The 12,275-nt window shown below is 51.6% G+C and carries 9 protein-coding genes and 2 pseudogenes; 6 read left to right on the top strand and 5 right to left on the bottom strand.

Annotation, left to right across the window (positions count from 1 at the left end; all coding sequences use genetic code 11):
* Positions 1-1,184 precede the first annotated feature (1,184 nt).
* Positions 1,185-1,682, bottom strand: coding sequence for a PAS domain-containing protein (locus tag ABUK73_RS21120; protein ID WP_353578993.1), 498 nt, complete (start codon positions 1,680-1,682; stop codon positions 1,185-1,187).
* Between the two features lie 397 nt (positions 1,683-2,079).
* Between ABUK73_RS21120 and ABUK73_RS21115 the strand changes: the two genes are divergently transcribed.
* The 5 genes and pseudogenes from ABUK73_RS21115 to ABUK73_RS21100 all read left to right on the top strand — a co-directional run bounded on the left by ABUK73_RS21115 (position 2,080) and on the right by ABUK73_RS21100 (position 6,623).
* The gene (locus tag ABUK73_RS21115) at positions 2,080-2,403 is read left to right on the top strand and encodes a hypothetical protein (protein WP_353578992.1); all 324 of its coding nucleotides are present in this window, start codon (positions 2,080-2,082) and stop codon (positions 2,401-2,403) included.
* 141 nt (positions 2,404-2,544) lie between these two features.
* Positions 2,545-3,174 carry a hypothetical protein gene (locus ABUK73_RS21110; RefSeq protein WP_353578991.1) on the top strand — a complete coding sequence of 210 codons (630 nt, stop codon included), beginning with the start codon at positions 2,545-2,547 and terminating at the stop codon, positions 3,172-3,174.
* Positions 3,175-3,457: 283 nt separating this feature from the next.
* Positions 3,458-3,850: pseudogene (locus ABUK73_RS23405) on the top strand (flagellin N-terminal helical domain-containing protein); the annotation flags it as partial.
* A gap of 1,140 nt (positions 3,851-4,990) precedes the next feature.
* Positions 4,991-5,230 (top strand): annotated as a pseudogene (locus tag ABUK73_RS23400) (flagellin); the annotation flags it as partial.
* A 454-nt stretch (positions 5,231-5,684) separates the two neighbouring features.
* Positions 5,685-6,623: an ABC transporter substrate-binding protein gene (locus tag ABUK73_RS21100; protein ID WP_353578989.1), complete on the top strand. Its 939-nt coding sequence runs from the start codon at positions 5,685-5,687 to the stop codon at positions 6,621-6,623.
* 1,776 nt (positions 6,624-8,399) lie between these two features.
* On the opposite strand, the gene ABUK73_RS21095 is transcribed toward ABUK73_RS21100, so the two are convergent.
* The 3 genes from ABUK73_RS21095 to ABUK73_RS21085 all read right to left on the bottom strand — a co-directional run bounded on the left by ABUK73_RS21095 (position 8,400) and on the right by ABUK73_RS21085 (position 10,963).
* Positions 8,400-9,143, bottom strand: coding sequence for an ABC transporter permease (locus ABUK73_RS21095; RefSeq protein WP_353579030.1), 744 nt, complete (start codon positions 9,141-9,143; stop codon positions 8,400-8,402).
* A gap of 467 nt (positions 9,144-9,610) precedes the next feature.
* Positions 9,611-9,958 (bottom strand): DUF982 domain-containing protein, encoded by a 348-nt coding sequence (locus ABUK73_RS21090; protein ID WP_353578988.1) that lies wholly within the window; start codon positions 9,956-9,958, stop codon positions 9,611-9,613.
* A 483-nt stretch (positions 9,959-10,441) separates the two neighbouring features.
* Positions 10,442-10,963 (bottom strand): SMI1/KNR4 family protein, encoded by a 522-nt coding sequence (locus tag ABUK73_RS21085; protein ID WP_353578987.1) that lies wholly within the window; start codon positions 10,961-10,963, stop codon positions 10,442-10,444.
* A 166-nt stretch (positions 10,964-11,129) separates the two neighbouring features.
* Between ABUK73_RS21085 and ABUK73_RS23395 the strand changes: the two genes are divergently transcribed.
* Positions 11,130-11,240, top strand: coding sequence for an SDR family oxidoreductase (locus ABUK73_RS23395; RefSeq protein WP_454892403.1), 111 nt, complete (start codon positions 11,130-11,132; stop codon positions 11,238-11,240).
* Between the two features lie 129 nt (positions 11,241-11,369).
* On the opposite strand, the gene ABUK73_RS21075 is transcribed toward ABUK73_RS23395, so the two are convergent.
* Positions 11,370-12,083, bottom strand: coding sequence for a Crp/Fnr family transcriptional regulator (locus tag ABUK73_RS21075; RefSeq protein WP_353578986.1), 714 nt, complete (start codon positions 12,081-12,083; stop codon positions 11,370-11,372).
* Positions 12,084-12,275: the final 192 nt, after the last annotated feature.

Here is a 12,275-nt window from a genome sequence, read left to right as displayed (position 1 = left end):
TCTTTATAAGATTCTTACTTCGCCTCTTATATTGCCGACATGGTTGGCGTAGCATTAATCTTGCAGTTGAGCGCCTGCACCGAAGCTAGGGGAACGTTCCGCAAAAGGATTTGCCGGCCGATCAAATGCGACGGTACACAGGGCGCCTGTCTCTTGAGACTTTTATTGGTGCTTAACTATCGCCAGCCTCCTGAATTCACCTGCCGAGTAAGTCCGCACATTTATTGCTGCCTCCAAAATGGGCAGGGAATGTGTAAGGATCGCGAAGACTAAACTGCGATGCAGACCACCGATAAAACGAGCGGATAATCTGATCTGGATTTCCAGCCGTCATACTGCCAGCTTTTGCGACGCTGGGAACGGATCAAACATATCCTGCCAACGCTCCTGCAAGTCTTTCGAGCTCTCGATCAGGCCGGGACCACTGAAACGCTCAGAACTGGCGCAAGGCGCGTGAGCGTCTTCCCAACATTGCTGTCTATTTACCTCCGGGTATACGGAAAATTCGATTGTCCGAGGCGGTGAACTTGACGCAGGCGTTTAGCTCCTGTCGAAAACCTATACTCGCCAAACACTTGCGCCAAAATTTCGATCTAATTTGGAGAAGGGCAAACAACTCGCCATTCTTGTGGAGGCACAGCACAAACTAAAGCCTGCTTCAGGCTGTCGTTCCGTTTGCACCAGGTCACCGCACAATTGACGGTGCTGCTCGTGGGGGATGAGGGTTGATCCGAATGAACACGGACGAGATCCGTCAGGCAGGTTAATCGTGGACGAGACAGTCAGAGCAGAAGGGGCGACGGCAGCCTTGGGAACTTTACCCCGTATGTCAATTTGACGGGCGCGTCTGGTCCAGAGCATGCGAGTCGCGCAAGAGTATTGCGGCTTACAGCACCCATCGTCTTTGCAACCGGAGATGCGTCCAGCATAGCGTCGGGAATAGTTTCGGGGATTGTTGTGAGATCATGCGACGCGGAAGCGGTGGTAGGTACCATTCAATCGACATTTTCGCATGGTTTCAGGACTGGAATTCTGGGCACCTCTGAACGGTTAGAGCCTTATCCTCATGAAAGAGCCCCTCATCTAACAGTGTGTACGCTGCATCGTTGCGTAGAATCAGCTCATTTATTCAAAAGTCTGCCCAGTCCTACCTCCCGTAAGCCTGCTCGAGCTTGTGCGTTTAGCTATAGAGCTGCCTTTATTGCGGACGAGAGATAGCGAGCAGCTAATTCGTTGCCGCGTCCCTCGGCAACAGCAAGTGCAGCTCTGCAATATGCTTGCAGCGGATCGGTCGTGTGTGACTTAACTGAGGAGCTCGCGTCCAGCACCGCCCCTGTGTAGAATGTCGGAATACCCGTTTCGTCGCGGAGACAGCGACCGAACGCTATGAGCGAACGAGCAGCTCCGTTAGGATGCAGAACCCGAAACTGGCCGTTGGACGCTTCCCCTGTCAAAATCGCTCGATGGATGTTAGCAGCAATTGAAGGGCGATCTTCTTCTAAAATGATTGAAAAAATCTTCTCGACTTGCATGCCTTTGGCGAGATCTTCTCTAGGCAACCCATATAGCTCAGCAAGATATGAATCGCCATACAGTCTGTTTTCGAGGACATCCCAATTATAAAATCCCATGGCCTGCCCAAGTGAAATGATGTTGATATTTCCGGTTGGGTCTGAATGCAAACATTCCTCCTTTTTTTGGAAATACAAATACGCTGATGTCCTCAGATTTGCATGAAGGATGACTAAAATAAAGATGTCAGAGTATTTTTGTTTAATCTTTCAGTCACTGGCTATTTGTTACGTTGCGTAAAGCAAAGATCGCGAGACGGCCTTCGTCGGACCTGCCAATCTAATTGCGACAACGAACTGCTCAGCTCTAAACGATTATCATTCAGGCGGCCGCTGACTTAAAAACAACCCGACAGCTCACGAAGATCTTTGCGATCCTGAATCTTCAGGAAGCCGAGCCGGCCATCGCGATTTCGAACGCAGGTGGAGTGGATTCAGCCTGATGCGACGATCGCGCTTTGTGAGATGCGACCAGCGGAACGGACGACCGCCGAACGTGAGCGAGCCGATGCCGAATGCCAAGCAAACGCGATCGCAGCGGCACTTGTGTCAGTTGCAAACCAGATACACGAAACAGATGATGCGTGCCCTGTCTGCCATAGACATCTCTCACCTGGCGCAAGTCGCAGTTTTCTCGTCAATTGTGGGACGCCCAGCGTTGCTCAAGCCGAATGTTTCGGCGGCGCAAGAGAGCTGCGTGACACTCGCAGAGGGTGCTGAGTCGAAGCTGAAGGAAACGGGCGATGATAACGTTGCCGGCCTTGCAGAGCTGCGAAAAGAAAATGAACCTGTGAATAGCGATCCGATCCGCGCTATCCCATCTTTCTTCTGAAACGTGCTCCACTCCTGCTCCTACAAAACTTCATCCCAGAGTTGACTGTCTTGTTGCTTATGGATGTTGACGGAACTCGCAAGTCATCCTATCGGTATAGCCGCCCTGGTGTAGGAATTCAGTCGCAAAACGAGAAATGATATGGTTAAAAAGCACGCCGAAATTGAGGGCATTGTCCGTTTGCTTCACCGGAATAACAAAGCTCTGCTCGAGTTTGTCAAGGACCGAAAAGTCGAAAGCTTCGATGCTGGCGTGGACCGCGTGTTTGGAGACTCTGCGGCAAGACCGAATCTTGTTGATATTAATGGGTTCTCTATTATCGGGTCAGTTCGAAAAAAGCACGTTGTCAGCTTTATCCCCCGCAGTTGGGAAGACCGGTTTTCCAAACACGGCAGTCGATGGGCTGGATGTGAGCGCTGGTGGGCTGGGTTGCCGTTGGCTGTTTGGATCGAATTTCGCATGGCTGCAGCCAGCAAATCCGGTTACTTACGTCTGGTGGCGGAGGTAGGGCCACTGCACGATCTGGAATTTAGAGAGCGCTTGATCGAAAATATTGAAGATCAAGCAAGGGCTGCTGGCCTCATACGAGTGCGGTTCCCGCAGGGCGCTCTGCAGTCTCGCTATTCCAGGTTCCTACATAAGAATTCGGTCGAGATCATCGACGTTGGTTCTGCCGATATGATCGAAGCAATGATCAAAAAAGTCATAGGCGATTTCGTTCCTGAGCTCGACGCCGTTGCCCGCGCTGTCATTCGGTCGGTTCACGGGTAACTTCAGCAAACACAACTTCGGTTTAAACCACTGTCAAACACTTTAATTATTGACGTTTTGTTAACCGTGTGCGATGCAAAACATGTCACACAAAGCCATTCATGGTTGCAGGTTCGGCAACAACAATGGCGCGTCTTGCGACACACTTGTCGCTGACGGCGGTCCCGCCATGATTGCGGGCACCCTTCCGGGTTAACCGTTCGATGTTCAACCATAGCTAGCGAAACTGAGCAGCCCGTTTTGACAGGCTGATGGCTAGCCTTACGCGTTCGGACGGACATATATGACGAGCATTTTGACAAATACCAGCGCAATGGCTGCGTTGCAGACCTTGCGTTCGCTGGGGTCGGATCTTAACTCGGTTCAAGAACAAGTTAGCTCCGGCTTGAGAGTGAAATCCGCTTCTGACAATGCCGCCTATTGGGCAATCTCGACGACCATGCGGTCCGATAGAATGGCAAGCGAAGCAGCATCCGATTCTCTCGAGCTCGGCGCCCAGACCGTCGAGGTTGCTTATGCCGGGATCGAATCAGTTGGCGAGGTGCTCACCGAATTTAAGGCGAAGCTGGTCACAGCACGCGAGACCAGCGTGAACAGGTCGCAGATCCAGCTTGAGCTCGATCAACTGAAGCAACAAGTGATGGGTATTGCGTCCGCTGCTAGCTTTAATGGCGTCAATTGGCTCAGCACAGATATCGCCGACATCAATGATAGTGACCTTAACAGGACATCGCTGACCTCGGCTTTCATACGCGAGAAAGGGACCGTATCGATTGCAAGAACTGATCTTCACCTATCTGAAGTCTCACTGTTCAACGAAAATGGTGGTGGAATTCTGCAGGCTGATACGCGGAAACTAAAAACAATTGGTGGTGTTCGAATTCATGACACCTATATGGACAATCAGGGCCAGGTCCATATGTTTCCCACCAACACCGTAAGCGGCACAAATGGTCGCTTTACGTTCGACTTCACCGGCCCCATCACGTTCGCGGCAGGCGATACCATTCAATTCGATGTCACGGTTGATACTGAAAATCCGTCTGACCTTGATCCCCCCTATCATCCCGGAAAGACGAGCCAAGTCACCATAAACAGGGGACTGGTGGATTCTGTCTTGCCGACCAAAAACGGGATCATTTCAACCTACCAGGAATACGCATCAGTGCTGCAAACCGCACTTGGCACGGCTGGTACCGGTGCGTCTGCCTCGTTACTAAGAGACTGGAAAGGCGACCTGATTCCTAACAGAATCCAGCTTTCAACGCGTGAGGGTTCTGGCCTTGATGGCTCGTCCATTCAGATCTCCAATCTCGTCGCAAATGTAAGCGCTGCCGGTCTTGCAAATACGCCGACGCACTTCGGCATGCGTGGTTCAGGGATGAACCTGAACTTTGTGCCGTTCGAAGTCTACACTGATGGCGACAACAGAGATGGCGTCAAAATCGATTTTGATTTTAGCGTAAACGGCGCGCCATCAAAACACTACAGCTTCGACAGAACCTATGTGAACAGTTTGCTCGGTAAAGACACAGGCAAGGTTGAAACCGCGCCTGAAATGGTAACCCTTCTTAAATCGCTCATGAGTTCAGATTGGCCAGACGTGATCATCGAGGACAGCGCGGCGAACATGATTTCTGTCCGATCCGATAAGGCCGTCGACCGCTTGTCTGGAATGCGAACATCTATTGGCTTCACTGGGATTACCGTTAATATCGAACCCATACCCGAGATGAATTTTATGGATATCGATATTTCGCAGAACCCTGAACTTATCGCCGTCTATTCAGGTTACATCGAAATCGTGTCGTCCGAGATCACGCGAGCTGGAGCAGTCCTTGGCTCACTCATGACCCGCGTAGACCTGCAGCGAGACCTTAATAGCAAGCTTATGGATGAGGTCGACAGTGGGATCAGCCGTCTGGTCGATACCGATATGGAAGAAGCGTCTGCGCGATTGGCTGCTTTGCAGACCCAGCAACAGCTTGCGGTCCAAAGCCTACAGATCGCAAATAAGCAAAGTGAAGGCATTTTGCAGCTGTACTCCGGTCTGTGATCCGGGACTTCTCTAGTTTCGGCAAATCAACATTCAGTCCGCGACGACCGTGCGCGCGGACTGCATCAACAGTCTTAGGGCCCGGTGGCGTGCTGCGTGTCTTCAGAAGAAAAGGCCTTGGATGACGATAGTAGGGCAAGTCGAAGAACGTTATGCAAGCGAAATCAAAGCGACCAGCTTTTGCGGTGAGAACGCTCGATGTCCTATGGTAGAGCGAGTGTTGAAGTGATAGAGCCGCTGATGCGCCATGATCTTGAAGCCGACAGCCAGTGGGGGGGGGGGGCGCGCGACATGTTTTACTCATTGCTAGGTATCTGTCCGGGCGACCTGACCGCCAAATGATCCGTTGCCTTACAGTGTCTGTAAAAAGTGTCTCGTATCTATGCATCTATCGCTAAAAACATGTTTGTTGAGCGTCTGGCTCCTCGTGACTGCGCAATCTCAGGCGTCTGAATTGGACCGCATTCGTTTTGCGACCGACTGGCTTGCAGAAGCCGATCACGGCGGCTTTTACCAGGCCGTGGCAGACGGCACCTATGCTCGGTACAATCTCGACGTCGAAATCCTCCAAGGGGGGCCTGGTACCCAGAACCGGTCGTTATTGCTCTCTGGAAAAGTCGATTTTTATCTGGGAACGCAGCAGGAGCAAATTCTCGGCGTCGGTCAGGGCATCCCGCTTGTTGACGTCGCAGCCTTTTATCAGAAAAACCCGCAAGTCCTTATCGCTCATCCAGGCAAAAATCTCCGAAAGTTGGCTGATCTCTCCGAGCTCACAACCATTTTTATGACACAGGGTGGTTTTTCTGGCTATTTCGAATGGATTAAATCGAACTACAGTGGTTTTTCCGATGCGCAATACAGGCCCTATAACTGGAGTCCGGTGCAGTTCCTATCTAACAAAGATTCCGCGCTGCAAGGTCTCATAACATCCGAGCCCTATGAAGTCCGTAAAGCTATGGGTGTCGAACCGCAGGTATTCCTGCTGGCGGATGCTGGCTACAAGCCTTACGCGACCCTCATCACCACGAAACGAGACCTCATTGAAACAAAGCCCGAACTGGTGCAGCGCTTTATCGATGCTTCAATTGAAGGCTGGTACAACTATTTGTACGGCGATAACACTGTTGCCAACAGCCTGATAAAGGCAACTAATCCCGACATGACTGACGGGCATATTGAATATGCGACATCGAAGATCAAACAATTCGGTCTAGTCGATAGCGGTGAAGCTCTCGACAAAGGCATTGGTTGTCTAAGCAGCCAGCGATACACGCTTTTCTTTCAGGAGTTGGTTAAAGTTGGACTGGTGGAGGGGACACTCGACATAAGCCGTGCATTCGATACGCAATTCACGTGCAAGGGAGTAGGGTTGGCAACAAAGCAGGGGAGATAACAGACGCTAGCGCGTTGCTCTTAACCTGGCACTTCATGTGCGCGCTGTCGAGAAAAGCCCGATCGTGGCCTTTAGACTTATTCGACATCGTACCTGTCTATATAGCATTCGGCAAGTCTGCGATAACGCGGTCCAAGGGTTGACGAATCCGCGCTTTGCAAACGGTGAACACAATCTTTGCCATGATTGTGACGATCGTAGGGATCACCACAACGGGTTTGTCTTTTTCGATCAGATGGTTCCTGAGCTATACGAAACAGGGGCGCAGATGCTCGGTATCTGTTTGCGTATCAATGGCAAACATCGTTCGCCTTCTTAGTTGGAACTGCCACCTACCTTTCCTGCCTTTTTGAGATTACCTCAGAAAACAGCACGGCCTGTCGCTCGATTGCCTTTAGTTCGGTCCCATTCTCCCAGAAGTGGCGATCAGCACGAAATCCGCGATCGCTGGGCTTGTATAGCCCAAGGTACCCAAAATCGCTAGAAGTCCGTAGTTGATGGATCCAGTCTGAACGTTGATCGTAAGCAAGACCAAGGCAACCAAGCGCCACCGACAAAGCCGACAGCGTAAAGAATTTTGTCCATCAGAACCCTCTGTAAAGACAAAAGAGTGCCTTACCTCCCACCGCTGTCAAGTTCGAGCCGAAATTGTATTTGAAACTGAGGCACAGCCTTGCGTGGACAACTCTTCCAGAGCAACTGTCGGCCGGAACATCTCTGCTGCAGAAAAACCGGCCTGTGTTCTGTATGCAGAACAAGCCTTATCGTCATCGTACATGACGCTCGTAGTCTCGCTCGTTAAAAGTGCTCGGTTCTTGCGAAGGCTAGTACCCGCTATAGACTGACAATCTTATGAACACGTCAGGTGGCATGAAGTGGAGTTTAGGAATTGAGAGGATTAGAGGACGATGTCAGCAAAAAGCAGCAGCGGCGGCGCGCAATCTGGCCGTGGCTGGTATTGCTCGCTATCACGCTTATGACAATTTACGCCTACGGTCAGGCCATTGCCGCTTGGGAGGATTTGGTTAGGACGTGGGACGATCTCGTCCAGCTGTTTTGGCTCATTGTACCCGATGAACAGTTCAAAGGTTGAGGAAGGCATCGATACGAAAGTCTGTCGTTCGATATCGCGCAGGATGTGTTTTTCAAAGCCGCATCATCATTAGGCGCTACTGTCGTTCCTAGGCTTTCATGGATGACCGTTATGGCGCCGGTACCCTTTTGTGGCCTAGCAAGCTGCTGTGTGATCCAAGCCGTCCTCAGGTCGACCGGTTCGTATGCTTAGTGCGCAAGGATGCGACTAGGCGCCACATTGTGGTCGCGCTAATCGCAAGCGCACAAAGGCTGATCGAGATTGCAATACCGTTCAGGAGATAAAAACTTACTGAATCATGGTCCGCCGTCGCGTTGCCATCCGTCGCACTCATGCGACCCCACCACATCTGGATGCAGACAAGAACTACGACGCTCGGTCCTCCCAGCAAAAGGATCGCCTCGGCCACACGACGCTGGACTTTGTGAATGAAGCTAGACATGTCCTGAGAATCAATCATCCGTTTGATATATCAAAGTGATGGCCACGCGCAAACAAACTCACCTCGCTCTTTGCTTTCAGCCTACGAACGTCAGCCGACCGCCACCATGCAGGCATCGACTGATGTCACACAAACTTTATATATCTGGGGTCTCTTTAGCAACACGACCTTTCATCGGTTAGATTAACGAATATGTTCTCACTTTCCTGCGCATCAGAGCAAACGATCGTGCTATCTGATTTCAGGGTGACAGCTGCTTGGTCATCGCGTGCCAATGGCGAAGGACGATACGATCCGCAAAGGCCAGAGCTCCGATCACCGCAGAGCCCAAGAGTGCTAGCAGGACAATCGCTGCAAAGAGACGCGGCATATTCAATCGGTACTGTGCCTCGATCAGCCGAAACGCCAGACCTGCTTCCGGCCCCGCCGAGCCTGCCGTGAACTCTGCGACGATGGTACCGACAAGTGCTAGGCCGCCGCTTATCTTGAGGCCAGCGAAAAAGCCTGGAAGTGCGCTTGGAATCTGCAGAACGCGCATTATCGTTAGTCGCGACCCTGTGTAGAGGGAGACCATGTCATACTGGTCGCGATCTATCGATTTCAGGCCGCGAAGCGTGTTGGCGAATATTGGGAAGAAGGACACCAGAAAAGCACAGAACAGTTGCGCGCTTTTTTCGCTCGGAGCGTAAACAAGAATCAGTGGTGCAAGTGCCACAATTGGCGTCACCTGAAGACATATCAGTACTGGAGAAACGAACAACTCAAGTATCCGTGAACTTGCAACAAGGATTGCGACAACTACTCCTGCCAAGGCAGACAGACCAAGTGCACAAAGCGTATTTACGGCAGTGCGCGAGAGCGCTGGGAAAAGTACATCGCGATCAGCGATCAGCGTTTCAAAAACGGTTTGGGGACGTGGCAGGAAGTAGGGGGGTATTGCAAAACACTGAACAATCAGATGCCAAGTGCCTATGATGGCGAGCACACCCAGCAAAGGGATACTAAAGTCGCGTACAAATGATTTTTTTATCGATACGTAAAACGTCCATAGCCAACTACGCCTACCCAAACCTCACCTCTCGTTTAATCATACTCTTCTTAAAATTTTTAGTTGCGCCCAGTCTGTGGCAGGACGACCGAAGGACTGGTGCGCTTCAGTTGGGGGCAAATGCTTGCTCTCGGGATATTCGTCCGTGGTCGACCAAAATCATAATCCATGGCCTTGTTTCAGCAACCGGACAGTGGTTCTGCCGTCACAACGAAAAGATTGGTTAGGAACTGACAAAGAGGCGGCACATCGCAGGGTCAGGCCCGATAGCCACGTTAAAATTTAAATGTGTTGGCAGTCCAGTTGTCTAGAGTGAGAAAGCCCGCCGTTGTCAGCAGGACGGCGGGCTTTCGACCTGAACGGATTAGGCGGCCCGTTCAAGACGCTTTATATGCGCATTGTATTTAAGGCGATGGCACGTAGTTATCATTCGCCAGCGACTGTTTGGTGGCTTCGATCAAGTCGATCTCAAATTCGTCATCGACTTGGCGCGGATGCGGGCTGTTCATGTATCGCAAACCTGAGACTGTCGCAGCTTCAACAAACTTGACTAGTGCAAGCCTGTCGTCAATTTCTCCTCGCAGTGCCTTGGTGCAGATCAGAATTGCATCTTTATAGGCGCTGTCGAACTGCCCGGGCCATTGATCTACCAAATAAGATGCCGCATCCCTGCTCGTGGTAATGCGCGCGAAAGATCTTCGTTCGCCCTTCAGTTCTATCGTAACCGTACTGCCCCAAGTTCCCGCAACCATGTCTGCTCCCACTCTCATGAGCAAAAATCTACTCTTGAGTCCTTGTGCGGACCTTGCAGCCCATGGGTCTGCTGAGCCCGGCGGTGCTTTGTGTGTCTGAGTGACCAAATCCTAGTACGTAAATGACGACGTCAGACTTGGGCCAGAACCCGGGCTGGGCCACCATTGCCATCCCCATGGGGTGGGGCGCCGACGATGATAAAGGCGCCCCAAACTGCCAAGGCCTCAAGGTTATTCAACCCTTCGATCCATACCGTCCGGCTAGAAGGCATGATGCGTATTTCGGACGAGTGAGGCAGTCGGTTCAGTAAATCGCGGACAGTGGTTTCACTAGATCGGGAACAATATGAGGTGGTCGATTTTCGCCTGCCTGGTTAGGGAGAGCAGTTTTCAAACGCGGTCGAGATGATATGCTCGCTATGTTTTTTTGCGACCGCACTTAGTTGTGCATAGGTGTCCAGAAACGCTGTTCCTTCTCCAAAGTCAGAGATAATCAGGAGTCAAACCAGCCAGGAATTCATCGAAGTCCTTCGCGACTGTTCCGACTTGATCCCAACCATAACTGGCATCGCCGAAGGTCTTGGCTTTGACTACGATGTAAAGAATACGTCCATGGGTATCTGCGTTCAGATCGAGTAGGCAGTGGCCATAACCGCTATCGAATGTGAGCGGGTAAAGCCCTGTAGGCGGTCGTTCACCGGAGTTTCCATGTAGCGGATCAATGTAACGTTGACGCGCGTCGATCATTTTGCCGGGACTGGCGATCGCATTGACGTCGGCTTTCTTCTTTTGTCCATCTGGGAAAATGACTTGCGTCTTGAAAGCAAAAATCTTCTTGCTGTTAAGGTCGCGACTTCCGTACTTTAACCAGAAACTTCTAAGCGAATCTGGAAGGGTGACGCCTTCAGAGCGTTTAAATTCTTCGATCTCTGTATTCGCCACTGGCTTTTCCGGACGACCCATTTCATCGGGCTTGTCCAGCATATCCTTCAGTGCTGCATCCATTTTTCTAAGACCCTCCAATTTGATCCAGAGCCACGCCCGCGACTATGCGTGCGATAATGTCTTGCTCAATACCCATGAGCCGGGCCTGATCGACACTGACCGAAATGCTCCCCGGCGCGACGCCTATCCGCAGACGTGGGAGGATTACGATCGCACGCTCAACTAAATGGGGCGCGCAGGCCAGCCTAAGGAGATGGCAGGTTCTGCAATTTTCCTATTGTCGCAAGCTTGCAGCTTTATGACCGGAGGAAGTATTTTCCTGACGGGAGGATATTGAGCTTTGCTTTAAGAGAGATGCGACGAGCGTTTACCAACCTGGCCGCATTTGTTGATGGTTCACTGGCACGGCAACGCAATCCTTCGCACAATGCCAAAGCCCTCCTCAACGCTGTGCCTGCGTGATGTCCTACAAGTGGCTGATAAGCCGCCGGTATTCTTCCTCAGCTGGTCCGTATGTGCCACCCGCAAAACTCTTGAGTCCGTCTCTATTTAAGATTCGTATCTGGTTTCGTTCAGCATAAATCAGATGCTGGCCCTCAAGGACATGCAGCGCGGTGGTCACGCTTTGTCGCCTGACCGCGAGGATTTCCGAAATAAATGCGTGTGTGAGAGTGACTACCTCTCCGTCTGATCTGTCGTCGCACATTAAGAGCCAACGCGCCAGTCGCTGCTCGATGTTGTCGGTGGCGTTGGAGAGCGCCGTAAAGGACGTCTGTACAGACACGACCTGTGCGAAACGCAAAAGCAATGAGCGCAGGTCAAAACTCTGTTCAGCGGCATGCAAAAGATGGGCGGTTAGGATCCTGTAGCCAGTTCCAGCCACCTGCATAAAGGCAAAATACGGAACAGTGGGAACATGCATGATGGGCGAGGTTGGAAACATTCCCTCACAACCGTATATGGCTACGTCCGCCTGCCTGCCGCCGTCGACCCTTGCAACGACGGAGGCTACGCCTCGCTCAAAAAAATAGCAATAATTCGCAATTTTGCCTGGAGAAGACAATTCAAAACGCCGCGGCAGTTCCAACCACTCTAGGTGCACGGCAAGACGTGCAAAATCAGCGGGAGTCAGCGCTGAAAGCAACCTATTCGCAATCGATGATTGGTGGGGAATGCTCATGCTCATTACCTCAGTGAGGGCAAGAGCAATGACGATCTCCTAGCCGTTCGCGCCACGGAGTTGCGAACGATGAGTCGTTGTCTGCCATTGGCGTGGCGGATGTATGGCCGTCAGAGCTTCCTGTAAGCAAGGGCCGGGCAGGGGGTGTCCGAAAGCGGACGCGATGATGGGCATTTGCCGTCAGCCAGTTAG

Origin of the sequence: Agrobacterium vacciniicorymbosi (assembly GCF_040427045.1) — a bacterium.
Taxonomy (GTDB): Bacteria; Pseudomonadota; Alphaproteobacteria; order Rhizobiales; family Rhizobiaceae; genus Agrobacterium.
The sequence above is the reverse complement of the archived record's forward strand: the minus strand, read 5'-3'. Positions and strand labels throughout refer to the sequence as shown.

Bases quoted from the DNA above. Each gene is read 5' to 3' on its own strand.
- ABUK73_RS23395 (WP_454892403.1), top strand. From the start codon at position 11,130: ATGGGGCGCGCAGGCCAGCCTAAGGAGATGGCAGGTTCTGCAATTTTC.
- ABUK73_RS21090 (WP_353578988.1), bottom strand. From the start codon at position 9,958: ATGGTTGCGGGAACTTGGGGCAGTACGGTTACGATAGAACTGAAGGGC.
- ABUK73_RS21075 (WP_353578986.1), bottom strand. From the start codon at position 12,083: ATGAGCATTCCCCACCAATCATCGATTGCGAATAGGTTGCTTTCAGCG.
- ABUK73_RS21115 (WP_353578992.1), top strand. From the start codon at position 2,080: ATGCCGAATGCCAAGCAAACGCGATCGCAGCGGCACTTGTGTCAGTTG.
- ABUK73_RS21085 (WP_353578987.1), bottom strand. From the start codon at position 10,963: ATGGATGCAGCACTGAAGGATATGCTGGACAAGCCCGATGAAATGGGT.
- ABUK73_RS21110 (WP_353578991.1), top strand. From the start codon at position 2,545: ATGGTTAAAAAGCACGCCGAAATTGAGGGCATTGTCCGTTTGCTTCAC.